The 19,341-nt window shown below is 42.9% G+C and carries 18 protein-coding genes; 8 read left to right on the top strand and 10 right to left on the bottom strand.

The window, feature by feature from the left end:
• The first annotated feature begins 49 nt into the window (after window positions 1–49).
• The 7 genes from PN447_RS06575 to alaS all read left to right on the top strand — a co-directional run bounded on the left by PN447_RS06575 (window position 50) and on the right by alaS (window position 8,104).
• Window positions 50–1,486, top strand: a complete 1,437-nt coding sequence (locus tag PN447_RS06575; RefSeq protein ID WP_271761824.1) for a phosphoglucomutase/phosphomannomutase family protein — start codon at window positions 50–52, stop codon at window positions 1,484–1,486.
• A 16-nt stretch (window positions 1,487–1,502) separates the two neighbouring features.
• Window positions 1,503–2,081, top strand: a complete 579-nt coding sequence (gene rdgB / locus PN447_RS06570) for an RdgB/HAM1 family non-canonical purine NTP pyrophosphatase (protein WP_271761821.1) — start codon at window positions 1,503–1,505, stop codon at window positions 2,079–2,081.
• Between the two features lie 51 nt (window positions 2,082–2,132).
• Window positions 2,133–2,468, top strand: coding sequence for a hypothetical protein (locus tag PN447_RS06565; protein ID WP_271761818.1), 336 nt, complete (start codon window positions 2,133–2,135; stop codon window positions 2,466–2,468).
• A gap of 52 nt (window positions 2,469–2,520) precedes the next feature.
• Complete coding sequence (locus tag PN447_RS06560; protein WP_271761816.1) at window positions 2,521–4,104, top strand: phytoene desaturase family protein; 1,584 nt, start codon at window positions 2,521–2,523, stop codon at window positions 4,102–4,104.
• A 37-nt stretch (window positions 4,105–4,141) separates the two neighbouring features.
• Window positions 4,142–4,621: a hypothetical protein gene (locus PN447_RS06555; protein WP_271761814.1), complete on the top strand. Its 480-nt coding sequence runs from the start codon at window positions 4,142–4,144 to the stop codon at window positions 4,619–4,621.
• Entirely contained in the window at window positions 4,618–5,313 is a 696-nt protein-coding gene (locus PN447_RS06550; RefSeq protein WP_271761812.1) for an ATP-dependent Zn protease, read from the top strand. Before PN447_RS06555 ends, PN447_RS06550 begins: the two co-directional genes overlap by 4 nt.
• Before the next feature lie 148 nt (window positions 5,314–5,461).
• The gene (alaS, locus tag PN447_RS06545; protein WP_271761810.1) at window positions 5,462–8,104 is read left to right on the top strand and encodes an alanine--tRNA ligase; all 2,643 of its coding nucleotides are present in this window, start codon (window positions 5,462–5,464) and stop codon (window positions 8,102–8,104) included.
• A 183-nt stretch (window positions 8,105–8,287) separates the two neighbouring features.
• On the opposite strand, the gene PN447_RS06540 is transcribed toward alaS, so the two are convergent.
• Window positions 8,288–9,022, bottom strand: coding sequence for a Uma2 family endonuclease (locus PN447_RS06540; protein WP_271761808.1), 735 nt, complete (start codon window positions 9,020–9,022; stop codon window positions 8,288–8,290).
• A 251-nt stretch (window positions 9,023–9,273) separates the two neighbouring features.
• Here PN447_RS06540 and PN447_RS06535 point away from each other — a divergent pair, with 251 nt between their 5' ends.
• Window positions 9,274–12,693: a DNA methyltransferase gene (locus tag PN447_RS06535; RefSeq protein WP_271761806.1), complete on the top strand. Its 3,420-nt coding sequence runs from the start codon at window positions 9,274–9,276 to the stop codon at window positions 12,691–12,693.
• On the opposite strand, the gene PN447_RS06530 is transcribed toward PN447_RS06535, so the two are convergent.
• The 9 genes from PN447_RS06530 to PN447_RS06490 form a co-directional block, all read right to left on the bottom strand.
• Entirely contained in the window at window positions 12,666–13,739 is a 1,074-nt protein-coding gene (locus PN447_RS06530) for an L-histidine N(alpha)-methyltransferase (RefSeq protein ID WP_271761804.1), read from the bottom strand. The genes PN447_RS06535 and PN447_RS06530 overlap by 28 nt on opposite strands.
• Before the next feature lie 215 nt (window positions 13,740–13,954).
• Complete coding sequence (locus PN447_RS06525) at window positions 13,955–14,617, bottom strand: Na(+)/H(+) antiporter subunit B (RefSeq protein WP_271761802.1); 663 nt, start codon at window positions 14,615–14,617, stop codon at window positions 13,955–13,957.
• A 13-nt stretch (window positions 14,618–14,630) separates the two neighbouring features.
• Window positions 14,631–15,161: a DUF4040 domain-containing protein gene (locus PN447_RS06520; RefSeq protein ID WP_271761801.1), complete on the bottom strand. Its 531-nt coding sequence runs from the start codon at window positions 15,159–15,161 to the stop codon at window positions 14,631–14,633.
• Window positions 15,154–15,432, bottom strand: coding sequence for a monovalent cation/H(+) antiporter subunit G (locus PN447_RS06515; RefSeq protein ID WP_271761799.1), 279 nt, complete (start codon window positions 15,430–15,432; stop codon window positions 15,154–15,156). The genes PN447_RS06520 and PN447_RS06515 overlap by 8 nt, the downstream gene beginning before the upstream one ends.
• Window positions 15,429–15,680, bottom strand: a complete 252-nt coding sequence (locus PN447_RS06510; RefSeq protein ID WP_271761797.1) for a hypothetical protein — start codon at window positions 15,678–15,680, stop codon at window positions 15,429–15,431. The genes PN447_RS06515 and PN447_RS06510 overlap by 4 nt, the downstream gene beginning before the upstream one ends.
• Complete coding sequence (locus tag PN447_RS06505) at window positions 15,677–16,069, bottom strand: Na+/H+ antiporter subunit E (RefSeq protein ID WP_271761796.1); 393 nt, start codon at window positions 16,067–16,069, stop codon at window positions 15,677–15,679. Before PN447_RS06505 ends, PN447_RS06510 begins: the two co-directional genes overlap by 4 nt.
• A complete protein-coding gene (locus tag PN447_RS06500) occupies window positions 16,066–17,493 on the bottom strand; it encodes a cation:proton antiporter (RefSeq protein ID WP_271761794.1) in 1,428 nt (475 codons plus the stop codon). The genes PN447_RS06505 and PN447_RS06500 overlap by 4 nt, the downstream gene beginning before the upstream one ends.
• A complete protein-coding gene (locus PN447_RS06495) occupies window positions 17,490–17,825 on the bottom strand; it encodes a cation:proton antiporter subunit C (RefSeq protein ID WP_271761792.1) in 336 nt (111 codons plus the stop codon). Before PN447_RS06495 ends, PN447_RS06500 begins: the two co-directional genes overlap by 4 nt.
• Before the next feature lie 37 nt (window positions 17,826–17,862).
• Window positions 17,863–19,248: a cation:proton antiporter gene (locus tag PN447_RS06490; RefSeq protein WP_271761790.1), complete on the bottom strand. Its 1,386-nt coding sequence runs from the start codon at window positions 19,246–19,248 to the stop codon at window positions 17,863–17,865.
• Between the last annotated feature and the right edge of the window lie 93 nt (window positions 19,249–19,341).

The raw sequence follows: 19,341 nt of genomic DNA, 5'->3' as shown, positions 1-19,341 counted from the left end.
AGTATGTCAAAAATGCTAAAATCCTCTCGTAAACAGTGAGGATAACTTAATGCCAGTTGCTGCTAACTCTATTAAGTTTGGTACAGACGGTTGGCGGGGGGTGATTGCTGATGAGTTCACCTTTGAACGCCTAGCATTGGTGGCACCAGTTGCCGCTAAAGTGTTATATAATACATATAACTCTACAGTTGGCAGCAAAACTATTATTGTCGGCTATGATCGCCGCTTTATGGCCGAAGACTTTGCCCGCACTGTGGCTGATACTGTCTCCGCTGTCGGCTTTGATGTTTTACTCAGCGAAACCTACGCCCCAACTCCGGCTTTTAGTTGGGCGGCTAAAGAACTTAATGCTTTGGGGGCTCTAGTTATTACAGCCAGTCATAACCCCGGTACATATTTAGGTCTAAAAGTCAAGGGTTATTTTGGGGGTTCAGTACCACCAGAAGTGACAAAAGAAATTGAAACTTTATTATCTGCGGGTGTACCACGAGCAGCTAAACCCGGGAAACAAGATATATTTAACCCCTGGCCTAGTTACATCACAGCCTTAAAAGGTAAAGTTAATATTGCCCAGATTCAAGAGGCGATCGCCTGTGGTAAACTGACATTATTCGCCGATGTCATGCATGGTGCGGCAGCGGGGGGATTAGGAAAATTACTCCAAGATGGGGTTCAAGAAATCAACAGCAACCGCGATCCTTTATTTGCAGGAGGAGCGCCAGAACCTTTACCAAAATACCTATCTGGTTTATTCTCAGTCATTAAAAGCCACCGCCAAACAGACACATCAGGTTTAACGGTGGGATTAGTATTTGACGGGGACTGCGATCGCATCGCCGCAGTAGATGGAAAAGCTAACTTTTTGAGTTCCCAAATCTTAATACCTATACTAATCCACCACCTTACCCAAAGGCGGGGTTTTACAGGTGAAATCGTTAAAACTGTCAGTGGTTCAGATTTAATTCCCCGGGTAGCAGCACTGCATAATTTACCAGTTTTTGAAACAGCAGTGGGATATAAGTACATCGCTGATAGAATGTTAGCAGCACAGGTGTTGTTAGGTGGTGAAGAGTCGGGAGGAATCGGCTATGGTAGTCATATTCCCGAACGTGATGCACTGCTATCAGCATTGTATGTTTTAGAAGCTATTGTATCATCTGGTCTCGATTTAAGCGATTATTACCGGGATTTACAACAGAAAACAGGTTTCACCTCCGCTTATGACCGCATTGATTTACCTTTAGCTAGTATGGCAGTGCGATCGCGTCTTTTACAACAACTGGAAACCGAACCATTAAGGGAAATTGCGCTCAAAGCAGTAGTTGATTGTCAAACCATAGACGGTTATAAATACCGGTTAGCTGATGACAGCTGGTTAATGATTCGGTTTAGCGGTACTGAACCGGTGTTACGTCTGTATTGTGAAGCAGCAACACTTGAGGAAGTACATCAAACCTTGGCTTGGGCAAAAAATTGGGCGACCTAAACTGTTAAATGAATATATGACTAAAATAATGGTAGTAGCTACGGGTAACCCCGGTAAGCTCCGGGAACTACAAGTTTATCTAGCTAATTCTGGTTGGGAATTAACCCTCAAACCACCAGAATTAGAAGTTGCAGAAACCGGTACAACTTTTGCGGATAATGCTTGTCTCAAGGCCTCCCAAATTGCTCAAGCTACGGGACAATGGGCGATCGGTGATGATTCTGGTTTAGAAGTAGATGCTTTAAATGGCGCACCAGGGGTTTATTCTGCACGTTATGGTCAGAGCGACTCAGGTCGCATTGCTAGGTTATTACAAGAGTTAGGTAACTCAGAAAATCGCCAAGCTCAGTTTGTCTGTGCAGTGGCGATCGCTCGTCCTGATGGTAAAATAGTCTTACAATCCACTGGGGTATGTCGCGGCGAAATTCTCCATACACCCAGGGGTGAGGGTGGTTTCGGCTACGACCCTATATTTTACGTTCCTGAGCAACAATTGACTTTTGCGCAAATGTCACGGGAGGTAAAAGGGTCAATTAGCCATCGGGGTCTTGCTCTAAAGGACTTGGTTCCTCAGTTGGTAGATTTAGGAGCTTAAAAATCTCACTGAAGACTGTAGTGGTTCTAACTTGAGTAGGATAACTAGATTTTGACGATTGTTGAAAATGAAGTTAAAACTTATTCAGGTAAAGATATGAAGTCTTTGGCAAAAGTCACCTTTATGCTACTATTTAGCAGTATGGCTGTTACTGCTTTCAATCCCATGTTTCGGGTTGTAGCTCAAGAAGGGGAAACCTCCCCACAGCAACCCGGTCTTAGTCAAGAGTCAGACCAACCAGAGCAAAGTACATCTACCCCTGAAGCTACTGTTAATCAACAGCTAGATGTTAAAGTAGAAGCAGAAAATGAAATTGAAACAGAATCCGCACCTCCCGCACATATGATGACTACCCCAGAGAGTGGGGGTGAAGCTGGATCTGATTAAGTAGTACTTTGTCTGGGTCTAGAAAAATTCTCAAGCAAAAGGGGACAGCCAGATGCACAATTTTGATTATGTCATTCTGGGGGGCGGATTAGGTGGAATTTCCGCCGCAGCTTGTTTAACTAAGCAAGGATACAGGGTAGCTGTTTTAGAAAAACATTACCTACCTGGCGGGTGTTGTCACACTTTTGATTATGGTGACTATAGTTTTTGCGCTAATGTCCATTATATATCTCAATGCGCACCTAGTCAAACCATTGGGCAATTTCTCAACTACATTCAGCGCCATGTCCCCTTTAATAGCCTTGACCCAGACTGCATAGACCGGATAATTACACCGGAGGTAGATTTTCAAATTCCTTTAGGATGGGAAAACCTGCGATCGCGTTTACTCTCCACCTTTCCCGATGAAACAACTGCTATTAATGGCTACTGTGACACAATTGCGCAGATCCATCAGGAAATGCGTAGCCTAGGGGGGGAAATACGTTGGTATAATCAAAATTGGTCAGACTGGTTGAAGTTACCTAAATATTTCCATTTATTTAGAAAGCGCAACTGGACTCTACAAGACTTATATGACCATGTGGGTTTATCACCCAAATTACAAGCAGTGCTAGGGGGACAAAGTGGTGATTATGCACTACCACCTCATGAAATCGCCTTACTGATCCACACTTCCCTAGTTTGGGATTACTCAGAAGGCGCTTACTATCCTCAATACCATTTTAAGCAGTTTGTAGATAGTATTACAGATGCGATCACCCAAGGGGGAGGTGTAATTAAATATTCAACTCCTGTCCAGCATATTGAAGTTAATCAAAAGCAAGTACAATGGGTAACTGCTGGTGGTGAAACCTACCAAGCTAGTAAGGGCTATATTAGCGACCTTGACCCCAAATTAACAGTAGAGTTAATCCACGACACCACAGCTTTGAGCTTAAGGGAACGTCAACGCCTTACCAATTACGAATACTCAACTAGTGCATTTAATATTTACCTGGGTTTAGATAGTCGCTTTCAACCAGAAAATTATAGGATTGGTAACTGGAATATTTGGTATTATCCCACAGGAGACTTAAACAGGGAATATCAACGCCAATTTCAGGGAGACCTCAGCCAACCTTGGATTTTCCTATCTTGTCCCACGATGAAATCTAGAGATAACGCCGGAATAGCTCCACCAGGTCATCATATCTTAGAAATTGCCACTGTCTGCCCTTACGAACCATTTAAACATCTGCAAGACACCAACCACCAAGGCTATAAAGCCAAGAAACGGGAAGTTTACCAGCAGATCATGACCAGTGTTCGAGATTTAATTCCCGATGTAGACCAGTACGCGCGCATGAAGGTTTCTGGTACACCCACCACCAGTGAATTTTATCTCGGACAACCCCAAGGTAATATTTATGGTGCAAAGTTAGTACCTGAACAAGTGGGGTTAAATCGGTTAGGATATATTACAGAGTTGCCTAACTTGTTTCTTGTGGGGGCTACTGCTGGCTATCCTAGTGTACCAGGGGTAATTGGTAATGGCATGGATGTTGTGGAACTGATCACAGGACAAGGAGTTAGGGGAGAGGTTCCGGCTTTGTTTTCGGCGAAAATCAGCAATATTCAGCATAGCTGGGAATGATAATATATTCTAGTTAATGCCATAATTCCCGCATTCAATGAACAAGGCACTGGATGAAACGCTGTCAATGGAAGTTGCGCAAAATATTAAAAGTAAGGCTCGTCAGCCCTTTGATAATGCTTATAGGGCGCTGTTAGTTACAGATCAGGCGAACTATGTCCAGGGGTTTTTGGCTATAGGGGGCAAACCTTACCAACCTATTGAACATGGTTGGCTAGAGTTGGCTGATACCTCTGGGGAGGACTCTCTAATTAAGATTATAGATCCCAGTCTACCACACCTAAACAAAAAAACTCAAGAACTGTGGTACTTTGCCGCCCAAAGTTTTACCAGGAAACAATTAAAAGCGATTATTGAGGAATCACAGGAAGATTATCCGGAGGATGACCCATTACCGGTTTATGGGGATGCACCCTATGAGTATTATGGTAATGTGATGTTGGGTGGTGGCGAATATTTAGCAGCTTACCAAGCTGCACAGGCTAAGTGTCAAGAACTCAGAGAATCACTGGCATGAGTCAAACTGGTTTAAATTTATTAGCAATATCTATATTTCTCATGACCCTATCAGTCTTGTTAGGGCCATTAATTCATTTGTCCCCCGCAGTACCAGCGATCGCCACCTTTAGTATTTTGGGAATAGTCACTTTTGACAGTTTTAGTTTACAAGGGCGGGGTGGTACTATAGTTTTAGATTGGATTGCCAGTTTTTCTCCCCAACACCGCGATCGCATCATCCACCACGAAGCTGGTCATTTTCTGGCTGCACATCTGCTGAATATCCCTGTAACTGGTTATACTCTCACTGCTTGGGATGCTTGGAAACAAGGACAACCAGGACAGGGGGGTGTGACATTTGATGATGCGCAATTAGCATCGCAATTAGAACGGGGGACAATTAGCGCTCAAATCCTTGACCGCTATTGTACAGTCTGGATGGCGGGTATTGTCGCCGAAACTTTAGTTTTTAATGATGCACAAGGCGGTACTGACGATCAAACAAAGTTAGCGGGAGTTTTAGCAGGTTTGGGCTTTTCTGCTTCAGCTAGTGAACAGAAACAACGATTTCATCTGCTACAAGCAAAGACTTTATTACAAGCAAATTGGTCTAGTTACGAAGCCTTAGTAAAATCTATGCAAGACGGCGCATCTGTCAGAGATTGTCAGCGGATCATTGCCACAGCTGAATCATCATCACCTATACTATAGATGCTCCTGGTGATAGCGCCAGCACTGCTGTTGAAAAGCAGTAGAATAGATACCTGTCGGTGGGCTGTTAGTCACTTATGGCGTAGATACTCTATCCTGGGGCATATTTTTTGTGTAAAAACAAGTATTAAGACGACTTTTTCAACCCATGGCTTCCACTCCCCAGAAACTTAGCGGTAATGCAATTCGCGATTCATTCCTTGACTTCTTCGCCCAACGAGGACACAAAATCTTACCCAGCGCCTCCCTCGTTCCTGAAGATCCCACCGTACTGCTAACTATTGCGGGGATGCTACCATTTAAACCCATATTCCTGGGACAGCGCACACCGGAATTTAACCGCGCTACCACATCTCAAAAGTGTATCAGGACTAACGATATTGAAAATGTCGGTCGCACTAAACGCCATCATACATTTTTTGAAATGTTGGGTAACTTTAGCTTTGGTGACTATTTTAAAGCACAGGCGATCTCTTGGGGGTGGGAGCTATCCACAAAAATCTTTGGTTTACCACCAGAGCGCCTAGTGGTTAGCGTCTTTCAAGAAGATGACGAAGCCTATAATATCTGGCGCGATAACATCGGCGTACCAGTAGCTAGAATTAAGCGCATGGGTGAAGAAGATAACTTTTGGGTATCTGGTCCTACGGGTCCTTGTGGTCCTTGTTCAGAAATTTATTATGATTTTCACCCAGAACGGGGAGATGAAAATATTGATTTAGAAGACGATACCCGGTTTATTGAATTTTACAACCTGGTGTTTATGCAATATAACCGGGATGCATCGGGTAATTTAACCCCACTGCAAAATAAAAACATTGACACCGGTATGGGTTTGGAAAGGATGGCGCAAATCCTGCAACAAGTCCCCAATAACTACGAAACTGATTTAATTTTCCCGATTATTGAGAGCGCAGCCCAAATTGCTGGAATAAATTACCACAGTAGCGATGAAAATACCAAAGTTTCCCTCAAAGTCATTGGTGACCATGTACGATCTGTAGTCCACATGATTGCTGATGAAATTCGCGCTGCTAATGTGGGACGTGGTTATGTGCTACGGCGCTTAATTCGCCGGGTAGTCCGTCATGGGCGCTTAATTGGTATTAATGGGGAATTTATCACCCAAGTTGCAGAAACGGCAATTTCTCTTTCAGAATCAGCTTACCCCAATGTGCGTCAACGGGAAGCAGCAATTAAAGCCGAACTGCAACGAGAAGAAGCCAATTTCCTCAAAACTCTAGATAGAGGGGAAAAACTACTCGCGGAAATTATTCAAGAGGTGAAAGCCCAAGGTAAAACTCAAATTAGCGGCGAAAGAGCTTTTACTTTATATGATACCTTTGGTTTCCCCTTAGAACTTACCCAAGAAATCGCCGCCGAAAATCATCTGACTGTGGATGAAGCTGGTTTTGATGCTGAAATGCACAAACAGGTAGAACGAGCTAAAGCTGCTCACGAAACCATTGATTTAACTGTGCAAGGTTCTTTAGACAAGTTAGCTGAACATATCCACGCTACGGAATTTTTAGGTTATACTCAACCCGCTTCCACTGCTAAAGTAGAAGCCATATTAATAGATGGTATTGCCCAAGAGGAAGCAGAAGCTGGAACAGAAGTTCAAATTGTCCTCAATCAAACCCCATTTTATGCCGAATCTGGGGGGCAAATTGGCGATCGCGGTTATGTCTCCGGTGATGGTGTGTCGGTGGGGGTTACAGAGGTGAAAAAAGAATCTGACTTTTTTATCCACTTTGGCCGCATAGAACGGGGTACAATCCGAGTAGGAGATACTGTCACGGCTCAAATTGATCGCGCCCGTCGTCGTCGCGCTCAAGCTAATCATACCGCTACACATTTACTGCAAGCGGCTCTCAAGAAAATCGTCGATGATGGTATATCTCAAGCTGGTTCCCTGGTCTCCTTTGACAGGTTGCGGTTTGACTTTAACTGTCCCCGCGCTTTGACATCAGAAGAAATTCAACAAATTGAAGAACAGGTAAATACCTGGATTGCCGAAGCACATCCAGCTAACATAGAAGTGTTACCTTTAGCAGAAGCCAAGGCTAGAGGTGCTGTGGCTATGTTTGGGGAAAAATACGGCGAACAAGTGCGGGTAATTGACTTTCCCAGTGTCTCTATGGAACTGTGCGGCGGTACCCATGTCAGTAATACCGCGGAAATAGGCAGCTTTAAAATTATCTCAGAGGCGGGTGTGGCTTCTGGGGTGCGGCGCATTGAGGCGGTTTCTGGTCCGGCTATCTTGGATTATCTCAATGTTCGTGATACAGTGGTTAGGGATTTAAGCGATCGCTTTAAGGTTAAACCCGAAGAATTACCAGAGCGGATCACGACACTGCAAACTGAACTCAGAAACGCTGAGAAAGAACTAGCAACCCTGAAATCACAGTTGGCGATCGCAAAATCTGACAGTCTACTGCAAAAAGTGGAATCTGTAGGGGATTATCAGGTATTAGTGGCGCAGATGGAAGAGGTTGACCCAGAATCATTAAAAACTGCTGCTGAAAGGTTACTACAAAAAATGACTCATGGTGCAGTGGTATTGGGTTCTATTCCTGAAGCTGGTAAAGTCAGTATAGTTGCAGCCTTCAGCCCCGAAGTCAATAAAAAAGGACTCCAAGCAGGTAAATTCGTCGGCGCTATAGCCAAAATTTGCGGTGGTGGTGGTGGTGGAAGACCAAATCTAGCCCAAGCTGGGGGACGGGAAACTAGTAAATTACCGGAAGCTCTAGCTAAAGCCGAAAGTGATTTAAAATCAGCCTTGATTTAATTTCTGAGGTCACCCACTGCGGTGCGATCGCTATGGGAAATATACCTTAAATTACCAGTATACCAATAGGGAGATTAACATTAAAAACCTTTTATTGCAGGCATTTAGCAGCCATATTCTCCCTCATCTTCTAGACCTCATGTAACAAAACGTGAGTTTTACTAAGGGTTTTTACTCCAGCCATTACTGGTCTGGTTCGATTCCCAGAGCTTTCAATTGTGCTTCCAATTGGGCGGTGCGTTCCTTGGCTGCGATCGCCTCCTGTTGAGCTAATTGAGCTTGTTCCCTAGCTAACTGAGCGCTTTCTGTCCCAGTGGGTAGCACATCCCCATTTTGATCACACCACCGTAACCAAATATCCTCTTTACCTTCAAACACCCCCGACCACAAAGTTAAGCCTATACCAATTTCTGCAAACCAGAAATTATGCATTTCTAAATACTGTCTAATATTCAGTTGATAAGCGCGCAGTGGTTGCTCCCCCAGCATTTGCAAAGGGTCAAACACTGCGTAGTAGGGAACCCCCATTCTGGCGTAATCTTTCAATTTAGAACCCAATTCGTTTCCTTCCCGGTTGGAAACTATTTCTATAACCACATCTGGAGTTTTGCCAAATTGCCAAACAAAATAACTGCGGTTCTTTTTTTCTCCCCAATCCGAAGGCATGGTAACATCAATACTGAGGAACACATCAGGGACAAGGGGAGGTAAACCAATACTGTAAAACACCCCGACATTAGCAGCAGCTATAAAATTTTGTGTTTCTGCGGGTGGAACCCAACCGTTGTATAATACCTCTGTTAATAAGCGCTGTTGTTTTTCTGACAGGAAATTATCCACTGGTGTATCATCTTCAGTAACAATATGGGTGATATCTGGTTCAGGTGCAAGCTCAGTTGACAATATTTCTTTTACCATGATGTCTGCTACCTTCATCTACGGGGCTATTGATGAGAATTAACTGGCTGTTTCAGGTGGCGCAAAGGCTCAAAGAATGGCGGTTAGGTAAGTTGATTTTGGCTCATCTTCAAATTAAGCAACTCCGGGTATTTATATAGCAGTGTTAGCTTTAATGATAATGTTATATTTAGTATAGCATCAATTAACTAAGGTTTTGTATTCGGTCATCTTGATATTTCTTGACAAAAATACGTGTTTTCACCAGTAAGATGAAGGAACTTGATCAACAAAGAGTTGAGATTTTTTTAGATAAATGGCAAGGATCTAGTGGTAATGAAATAGCTAACAAAGACTCATTTTGTTTAGATTTATGTACGGCTTTAGGTGTCCCACCTCCACCCCATCAAGGTAGGGTTCCCGGTGACCGATATTGTCTGGAAAAAAATGTTAAAATGCCCCAGTGTACAGGAAACATCAAACAGGGGCGCATTGATTTTTATAAACAAGGACATTTTATTTTAGAAGCCAAACAGGGAAGTATAAAATCTGGGAATAGTACACCCAAACGCGGCACGAGGGCTTATGATCAATATATGCAAAAGGCATTTATTCAAGCCACTGCTTATGCACCCCATTTACCGGTCAAGCCACCATTTTTATTAACTTGTGATATTGGTGACCATTTTGAGTTATGGATGGGATTTAGTGGTGATTATGGCGGTTATGGAGCCAGACAAATTATTAAACTAAATGATTTATTAAAACCTGATATTTTTGATTTATTTGTTGATATTTTTACGCAACCCCAAAAGCGCAACCCAGAGAAAATTAGAGCCAAAGTAACACGAGATGTGGCGGGTGATTTAGCTCAGTTAGCCTATTGGTTAGAAAAACAGCAACATCACCCCCAAGAAGTGGCTAATTTTTTGATGCGTTGTATATTTACCATGTTTGCAGAAGATGTGCAACTACTCAAAAGAGGGGTATTTACTGAAGCATTAACCCAAAGATGGCTATGTCAACCCAGCAGCTTTAAGCCAGAGATTGAAACTTTATGGCGCACCATGGACGAAGGGGGAACTTTTGGTTTTGATAGTATATTAAGATTTAACGGTAGTTTGTTTACAAATGCCACAGCTTTTGATTTACCAAAGTCCCAATTAGAGGTATTATTACAAGCAGCTAAAAGAGATTGGAGCCGAGTAGAACCGGCAATTTTTGGAACTTTATTAGAAAGGGCTTTGGATACCAAAGAACGCAGTAAGTTGGGCGCACATTATACGCCGCGTTCTTATGTGGAAAGGTTAGTACGTCCAGTGGTGATAGAACCATTACGCCAAGACTGGTTAGAAACAGAAATTGTGGTAGACCAGTTATTGAAAGTTCCAGGGGACTTAGAACCAACTGCGACCCAGAAAAAGAAAGCGGTAGAATTAATCAGAGAATTTCTGCAAAAGTTGAGAACTATTAAAATTCTTGACCCTGCTTGTGGTTCTGGTAACTTTTTGTATGTCACCTTGGATTTACTAAAAACTCTGGAAGCGGAGGTTATTCGCCGCATAGCTGATATTACCGGACAATATCAATCTAGTGTTTTAGACCAAGTTAATGTTTCTCAGCTTTTAGGCATTGAAGTAAATCCCAGAGCTGCTAGTATTGCCGAATTAGTCATCTGGATTGGTTATTTACAATGGTATTTTAAACAATTTGGCAACACTTCGCCACCGGAACCAGTGTTACAGAAATTTAATAATATTGAATATCGAGATGCGGTGTTAGGTTGGGATAGCAAAAAACCCGCCATTGACCCCACCACTCACCAAACCCGCACCCGTTGGGGTGGACGTACTATGAAGCACCCAGTGACTGGGGAAGATGTTCCAGACCCTCAAGACCAAATCCCTATTTATAGTTATAGTAATCCGCGGATGGCAATATGGCCAGAGGCTGATTATATTGTCTCCAACCCGCCGTTTATTGGTAATGCCAGAATGCGGGAATTATTGGGTGATGGTTATACTGAAACTTTGCGTCAAGTATATCAAGATGTACCGGATAGTGTTGATTTTGTCATGTATTGGTGGCACAAAGCCGCAGATTTAGTCAGAAAGGGTCAGGTAAAGCGCTTTGGTTTGATTACGACTAATACTATTAGTCAGGTGCGGTTAAGGAGTGTGATAGAATATCATTTAAAACAAAAGCACCCCATTAAGTTAATTTTTGCCATTGCTGACCACCCTTGGACTGATGACGGTGCTGCTGTGCGGATTGCTATGACCGCGGCGGAGTTGGAAGGTTCCCCAGTGTCTCAGGTGGTGCAATTGGGGGAGGTAGTTTTGAAGGGGGAGGGAGAAACCCCGGAAGATACGGCAGATTTAATTGATATTGCATGGCAAAATGTCGGGGTGATTTTTAGTAATCTCCGAAGCGGTGCTAATCTTACTAATATCCAACCTCTCAAAGCAAATGATCAACTTTCCAGCCGCGGTATGATGCTTTTTGGTTCTGGGTTTATTATAGAACCAGTTGATTTTACTAAAATTGAGTCAGAAATATTATTTACTTACACTAATGGGAGAGATATATTGCAACGCTCTCGCCATGTCAAGATTATTGATTTCTTTGGTCTGAGTGTAACCGAAGCTGAAAAACTTTATCCTCAAGCATATCAATGGGTTTTAGAGAAAGTCAAACCAGAACGAGATGCTAATCGTGATCAAAATTTACGCAAAAACTGGTGGGTATTTGGTCGCCCTAGACCTGAACTTAGGCTAGCATTGCAAGATATACAGCGATATATTATCACTGTAGAAACAGCTAAACACCGGGTGTTTATATTTTTAGCTCAAGGTGTTATTCCCGATAATAAACTAATTGCGATCGCTCTTGATGATGCCTACTTTTTAGGTGTTCTTTCCAGTAAGATTCATGTTAATTGGGCTTTAGCAGCAGGTGGGACATTAGGTATGGGTGGAGTTTATGTCAAAACAAAATGCTTCGACCCTTTCCCTTTCCCCGAACCCACAGCAGAACAAAAACAAAAAATCCGCGACTTAGGGGAAAAACTAGACGCACACCGCAAACAAGTACAAAGCCAACATCCTGATGTGACAATTACCGGGATGTATAACCTCCTAGAAAAATTACGCGCTGGGGAACCCTTCACAGATGCCGATAGAAAATATAATAATAAAGCCTTAGTGTCCATCCTCAAATCAATTCACGATGACCTAGACGCGGCGGTTTTTGCTGCTTACGGATGGTCACCGAATCTCAGTGATGAGCAAATTATCACCCAATTAGTCGCCCTCAACGCTGAACGCGCTGGGGAAGAACGAAATAATTTAATTCGGTGGTTGCGTCCCGAATATCAAGCACCCCATGAAGTGAATACCCAAGTAGCCATTGCAGGTATCACCACAATCCCAGAAACTACGATTACACCCACACAGCAGCAACCATTCCCCAAAAAATCCAAAGAACAACTTGCAGCCATTCGGGATTTATTACGCACTCATGGCGGTGATTGGACTCTAGAACAAGTCATGAAACAGTTTAAACTTACGCCGGGACAAAAGCAAGTCATTGGCGACCATTTAGAAAGTTTAGAATGGTTCAACATTCTAGTTAGCTCCCATGACCATGGCGTGACACGCTGGCGCTATGTAGAAACAGACTCAGCAGCTTGACAAATCACCATAATATGTGATAGGTACTTATTACAACTATAATGAACAATTTCTAATCCTGCCGTTGCTAACTCCTCCATCAGTTCCGGTATCTGATGTTTATGGTGTCTCCAAATAGTCACCTCTTCATCTGCCAAAATTTCCACAGTTTTATCTATACCTAACTGCCTGAAGTTTATAGCATAGTGGCGATGAAATTTAATATTAGCTGTAACGCTATCTGTTATACTATCATACTTTCTCACAAGCTGGCAATCCTCCGCAGCTATGCCTAACTTGTCAGTCACCCATTTGTATATTCCGTCTACATGATACTTCAAACCACCCCGAGCTATTCCATCCCATTGGCAATTAGCACCAATTTCGTTAGTGAACACCAGCAAATCATTTTGGTTCATGCTGTGTCGGAAGTTTTGTAAGGCTTTACTTCTGTCTTGATGATTGCCAATAGTTACACCTAAATGTAAAAATATCTTAGGTATATCCTCACTCCCTAAAATCTCCGGGGAAATAGGAGTATTTTCTATATCAACCGTGTAACTCTCAAACTGAACTTGGGGAAACCATTGAGTCAAGTTGGCTTTTGAGACACTCAAAAGTTCCTGGCTAATATCCCAGGCAATATATTTATTTATCCTACCTAATTTAACCAGTCGGGAAATAAATTTTTTCACTGGGTAAGAATTACCAGCACCTACATCTATAATATTTATCCTCTGGTAATTCTCAGAGCTATCGCTTGAGGTTAGCCATTGAGAGCCATTACCATTAATATAGTCAAAATTGTCCTGTAATAAATCAATGTCTACGTTGGCAGGTTGAAACCATTGAGGGATAAGATATTTTTGATAAAAACTATGCCATATTTTACCACCTGGACCTTTGTAACCATACTTTAAAGGTATTTCCCGTTTGAGTTCTAATGAGTGAACTAACTCTGAAAGTTCTCCATGGGAAAAAATAGAGTTTAACTCTAGACTTGGCTCTACTAAACGAGTTGTATCTAGGAAAGGTTGGGAATTACTATAGGTTTTTTTAGGTATCATTAGTGATGAGAATTTGAGGATCTAAATCAAGACTATAACTATAGAGGTTACGACTGCCAAAGTTAAATATCATATCATGACCGGGTAATTACTGATAATGAAATCTATCAACCATGTTTAATGTGGTGTGTTCCGGTGAATTATCACTTTCTCCAGGTCATCCAAACCCGGTTAGCGGTAACACACCCTACTGAATATTGACTGTCAGACAGCAATCAAAATAATCCCCGATAGTGAATAAACACTACAATTGCAGACCAAGACCCCAAGGTAACTTTTATTGCTACTAATAAATTAAGCAAGGGAATCGCGCCACCACTAAAAAGTGTCCCCAATTCTCCGTGGGGTAATTCAAATCCACTCAATGTTATCACTGCTAAGACAATAAAAACCAGCACCGAAATCTTCTCCCACATAGTAGCTTTCCAGCGCTTGTAAATCCCTTGCATCCATTGGGGTGAGGAGGTAATGGCTACTAAGCCGATCGCTGTTCCCCCCGCTACCCCAGCGGCGAAACCACCCCCAGGACTCAGGTGTCCTCTAATTGCTAGTTCGATACCTACTAACGCAGATATAGTCGCCCCCAAACGCGCCAGAACAATTGATGGTTGGTCTTGTAACTGAGAAATTTCTGATAAAGGTTTTTCATCAGCTAACAGATACCGCGCCCCCATGATGGCGATGGTAAATACTACTACTTCAAAGATTGTGTCATAAAGGCGATTTCTGAGAATAATCCCGGTGACTGCATTGGGTATACCACTATCTTTGACAATGCATGCAACTACAGACATATCTCCTAAATCCTTGAGGGAATTGGGGATAAGTAACAGGATACAGTAAAAGGCTATGCCAGCGGCAATGTAAACCCATTTCATAGCTAGTTGTCCTTTATTTCAGTAAATTTACATAGGATATAGTTGTCAATGGTGAGGAAATCTCTGCATTGATGATTTCATAGATGCGTTGAATTCTAGTCACAGTGTGATAGGGTTGGCTTTGCTCCCCAGTCTCATCCCCTTGGTCACAGGTGGCATGAATTTCTTTATCTAGAAGAGCCTTGTGTAATTCATTGCTATCAATATAAGTAATTAACTCAATACGCATATAGTGTTTACGAAAAATTCGGCGTAATTCCTCCATCAATGGTTGAAAATGGTCTTCCCCATCTGCGATTACCCCCAGACGCAAAACCAAAGATGAACGCACGGCGATCGCATATAGAGTAACAGCTAGAAAAGTCCCCATTAAAGCTTGGGTCAGAGCCACATCTGCTGCGCCCAGAACAGCAAACACCAAAGCCGCCACAGCGCCCAATATTCCCTGAACAACCAAAGCATTGTATGGGTTAACCTGAAGTACCACCATCAAGGCGGATAAGGGTAACAGGGCGGTGATTATATAGACATAATTATCATTCATGGTCAAGCTCGCTAGTAGAACAGTATGCCAACACATAGCCCAAGACTGTATTCCAAATTGCCAAGGAGATAAGACCCAACAGCAGCAAAGGCCATTCACTGGGTATTTTCAGCAGCAGTCCGAAAACAATACTCATAGAGCCGAGGGTATCCGCCACCGAAAGACTATGGAGCTTAAATAATACCGAGCGATGACCCAGTAGGGGGAAGGTTCCCCAAAACCAAAATGCGATGCCTAAACCTATGCAAATGTAACTAACTATCTCTATCATAAATTACCCATGCGCTTCAGTAGATGTGCCAATAACATTAATCCGGCATTACCCACACTCAGGATAATAATCCCCACCACGCCAATCATCCAATCATCACGTAAGACGGATACCATCAGAATCATAATTGATGTTTTGGTGGCAATACTGGCAAAAGCTAACATTTTTTGCCAAATATCATCATCTTGCCAAGCCTCATACATGGGTATGAGCAAAGCCAAAATCATGGCAATCATTACCGGATTCATCCCTGTGTCCTCCGTCTTCGGACTCGGTGTACCTCATACCACCCCTGTTCATGATATTTCAACACAATAGTTTTAGGTGTAAAAGTAATCAAGAAGATATCCAGGAAAATCAGCCCCGGGGTGCGTTGGGGTTTAACTCTTTCAATAATTACATCTTCGTGATTATGAGGGCGGAAAATTATTTCCACCGCCTCAACATACGCCTGGGGAATAGCCACAAGCACCTCACCCAGAACACGCAACCAATCCCTTAATGCTTCTGGTACTCTCTGACGACCTGGTAATAACAGTGCAACGATCACACCAATAATGATATTTGCCACACTCAAATCCGAGGTGAGCAAAAACCAAATAGTCAGTCGTAAAATTAGATTTAGATGCCCAATCATGGTAGTATCATCCCCAACAATAGGAGCAACATCAGAGTCATGACACCAATCAGATGTTCAAATTGCTCAAGTACACGTGGCAAACTTACTACTAACCGCTGAAAAACCCAAATATAAGCTACCCAGGCAACGCCAATGATCCCTAGGGCTTTGATTATATTTGGTACTGTGTATGCATCGTCATATACCCCAATCCCCCCAATGATTCCCCCTGTTAAGATGATGATCGGTAGCCATAAACCAGGGGGAATCTCCACTTCTTTCTTGTGGGGTAGAAAAATGAATTTGGCATAAACTATAGCTGTTCCCACAGCCCCAATATTCATTAATATCTCTTGCCAAGGTAGGACATTTTTCAATGTCAACATTTTAGCCCCAAAACCTACTAACAAGGGAAAGCCGGAAATTGACAAGCTACCAATAACTAAGGGAATCCAGATCCTAGTATTCATGGGCTGCGATCGCAGTTCCTGGAAATTGCGGCTGGGTAAGTTCCCTGCAATCAGGAACAACAAAGACTTGACCAGCCCATGGCCTAGGGCATAAACACCACCCACCGCCGGCGCTGCTAGAATCCATCCCAATTGAGAAACAGTACTAAATGCCAGGGTGCGCTTGGTATCTTTTTCAAAGATGGCATAAGTTACCCCCAGTAGGGCTGTCCCCACGCCAAACATCCTAACAATGGGTTCAACCTCACTCACCATTAATGCACAGCGCACTAAGGCAAAAACACCAGTTTTAACCACCACTCCTGATAACATAGCTGATACCGGTGTTTCTGATTCTGAGTGGGTCAAGGGTAACCACAGTCCTGATACAAAGACCCCTCCTTTTGTCAAGAGTCCGAGAAAAATCAGGGCGATCGCTGTGTTAGGTGCTGTACTCAACCCAGTAAAACTAAAGGAACGACTGGCTTGATAAACCAAAGCCGCCCCCACCAGATAAAACAGCATTGCCGTGTTACTGACAAACAAATAACGCAGCGCTACCCATATTGAGCGTTGACTACGGGGATAGGAAATCAGAAGAAAGGCTGCAATACCCACCACCTCAAGGGCTACATATAAACTGATGAAATCCGCACAGCTAAACGCCGCATTAACGCTACCATGTAAGATGATAACCTGAGTATAAAAAAACGCTGTCTTCTGTTTCCCCCAACAGTAGAGGATCACTGCTGTCGTTACCAGAGCATTAGTTAATATCAAGTAAGCACTTAACTGATCAACCAGTAATGTCACTCCGAAATTATCGAGTAATTCCAGTGTTAACGGCGAATCCTGTACAAAAACCTGGAAGGCATATACAGCGGAAATTACGGTGACACATAAGGACAGATATCGATCAAGTTGGGGGAGAAGATAAATAACGAACCCCAAAAAAAATGGTAGTGCAATCCAAGTGATGGTGATGGTATTCATGGGGTATTGTTCTTCTCGATTTCGTTACTTTCCAAAGTGGGATTATCCCGCGCCAGCTTCATCACACCCACCAGCATTAAGGACTGAATGGAAAATCCGATCACAATTGCTGTTAAAATCACCGCCTGGGGAACTGGGTCGGCGTAGGTGGGATTTTCCCCAGGGGAAACAATGGGTGTGAATAAGCCTGCCTGTGATGCAATTAGCACATAGTAGGCGATTACCCCCGTACTCATAACATCCATAGAGATGATCTTCATCACCAGGTTCTTTTTCCAGATGATGCCGAAAAATCCGCACAATATGGTAAATAAGATAGATGCTTGTAACACGAGAACTGCTGTTTAGTAGTGGTAATAAGTAGCTAGCCTATGAAATTTTGGCTTCCTCTAAGGATTGTTTTTCTGTGGGTGGTTGTTTAAATGCAAACCGCAATAAAGGTGGTGCCAAGAAGGTTGTTAAAATCACCATGATAATAATCGCCGCCTGTAGTGGTTTATCCAGAGTACCACTAGCAGCACCAATCCCCGCAAATACTAACCCGACTTCACCACGGGGAATCATCCCTACACCAACCGCTAATCGGTTAATTTTAGCTTGGCCAAAAACTGACCAACCAGTGACAACTTTGCCAATGATTGCGACCACAATTAAGAAGGTAGCAATGATTAAACCCTCACGATTTCCCGGAACTAGAGGATTAAGAACACCTAAATCAACTTTGGCACCAACTGCAACAAAGAAAACTGGGACTAAAATATCAGCAATCGGTTTGACCTGCTCATCTAGCTCTTTGCGTTTATCAGTTTCATCCAAAACTAAGCCAGCTGCAAATGCCCCTAAGATAGCCTCTAAATGAATAGCATTAGCCAAAAAAGCCATCAAGAACGCAAATATCAATGCTGGTATAATTAAGTTGCCTCTGGTTTGCAATTTATTAGCAATGGCGACAAAACTTTGATTGAAATATTTACCCAGCAAAATTGAGCCGACGAGAAAAACTGTAGCGCTGACAATTAAATAGATGACATTTAAAATATCAACTTCCCCTGTTTTGGCTAAACTCGCTACTACTGCCAAGACAATAATGCCTAAGATATCATCAATGACAGCCGCACCGACAATGATTTGCCCCTCACGGGATTTTAACTGCCCCAGTTCCGACAAAACCTTAGAGGTAATACCAATACTAGTAGCTGTCAGTGCCGCACCTGCAAAAATTGCCGGAATTAAGGGAGCATGAAATAAGAACAGTAGTCCTGCTGTCCCAGCCGCAAAGGGAACAGCTACCCCGACACAGGCTACAACTGTTGCTTGATAACCGACTTTCGTCAGTTCTTTTAAGTCCGATTCCAAACCAATTTCAAATAACAGAATGATCACACCCAGTTCCGCCAGGACGGAAATGATTTCACTTTGGCTGTGAAAAATTTCTGTTACTGCTTCGGGGCTGATGTTGTTAATCAATTGCAGGACACTTATAATGGCGGAGTCGGCAGCAGCTGCTCCACTCTCAGTAAATACCACTAAATGTAGAGCCGAAGCACCTACCAACACGCCGCCCAGTAATTCACCTAAAACAGGAGGCAAATCTATGACTCTAGACAACTCACCGCCAATTTTACTGGCAACATAAATAACTACTAAGCTGAGTAATACACCAGCCAAGACAATGGGGGCATTTTCAGCTTCGTTCGTGGTCGCGAGGAAAGGACTTTGCCAAAAGGAGTTAACTATCAATTCCGAAAAAATCATGTTACTTATCTGTGATCTTGATTAATTATCCTGTTAAATAAAGCCTTTTTCAGGCTCATGAAGTACACACCAATTCCCTGTTCCCTGTTCCCT

Origin of the sequence: Anabaena sp. CS-542/02, from assembly GCF_028331085.1 — a bacterium.
GTDB lineage: Bacteria > Cyanobacteriota > Cyanobacteriia > Cyanobacteriales > Nostocaceae > Anabaenopsis > Anabaenopsis arnoldii.
This window is presented reverse-complemented; position numbering and strand designations above follow the sequence as displayed.

What these genes read in the sequence shown, in the direction of transcription:
- PN447_RS06575 (WP_271761824.1), top strand. Translation starts at nt 50, where the DNA reads ATGCCAGTTGCTGCTAACTCTATTAAGTTTGGTACAGACGGTTGGCGG.
- rdgB (WP_271761821.1), top strand. Translation starts at nt 1,503, where the DNA reads ATGACTAAAATAATGGTAGTAGCTACGGGTAACCCCGGTAAGCTCCGG.
- PN447_RS06560 (WP_271761816.1), top strand. Translation starts at nt 2,521, where the DNA reads ATGCACAATTTTGATTATGTCATTCTGGGGGGCGGATTAGGTGGAATT.
- PN447_RS06555 (WP_271761814.1), top strand. Translation starts at nt 4,142, where the DNA reads ATGAACAAGGCACTGGATGAAACGCTGTCAATGGAAGTTGCGCAAAAT.
- PN447_RS06550 (WP_271761812.1), top strand. Translation starts at nt 4,618, where the DNA reads ATGAGTCAAACTGGTTTAAATTTATTAGCAATATCTATATTTCTCATG.
- alaS (WP_271761810.1), top strand. Translation starts at nt 5,462, where the DNA reads ATGGCTTCCACTCCCCAGAAACTTAGCGGTAATGCAATTCGCGATTCA.
- PN447_RS06540 (WP_271761808.1), bottom strand. Translation starts at nt 9,022, where the DNA reads ATGGTAAAAGAAATATTGTCAACTGAGCTTGCACCTGAACCAGATATC.
- PN447_RS06535 (WP_271761806.1), top strand. Translation starts at nt 9,274, where the DNA reads ATGAAGGAACTTGATCAACAAAGAGTTGAGATTTTTTTAGATAAATGG.
- PN447_RS06530 (WP_271761804.1), bottom strand. Translation starts at nt 13,739, where the DNA reads ATGATACCTAAAAAAACCTATAGTAATTCCCAACCTTTCCTAGATACA.
- PN447_RS06525 (WP_271761802.1), bottom strand. Translation starts at nt 14,617, where the DNA reads ATGAAATGGGTTTACATTGCCGCTGGCATAGCCTTTTACTGTATCCTG.
- PN447_RS06520 (WP_271761801.1), bottom strand. Translation starts at nt 15,161, where the DNA reads ATGAATGATAATTATGTCTATATAATCACCGCCCTGTTACCCTTATCC.
- PN447_RS06515 (WP_271761799.1), bottom strand. Translation starts at nt 15,432, where the DNA reads ATGATAGAGATAGTTAGTTACATTTGCATAGGTTTAGGCATCGCATTT.
- PN447_RS06510 (WP_271761797.1), bottom strand. Translation starts at nt 15,680, where the DNA reads ATGAATCCGGTAATGATTGCCATGATTTTGGCTTTGCTCATACCCATG.
- PN447_RS06505 (WP_271761796.1), bottom strand. Translation starts at nt 16,069, where the DNA reads ATGATTGGGCATCTAAATCTAATTTTACGACTGACTATTTGGTTTTTG.
- PN447_RS06500 (WP_271761794.1), bottom strand. Translation starts at nt 17,493, where the DNA reads ATGAATACCATCACCATCACTTGGATTGCACTACCATTTTTTTTGGGG.
- PN447_RS06490 (WP_271761790.1), bottom strand. Translation starts at nt 19,248, where the DNA reads ATGATTTTTTCGGAATTGATAGTTAACTCCTTTTGGCAAAGTCCTTTC.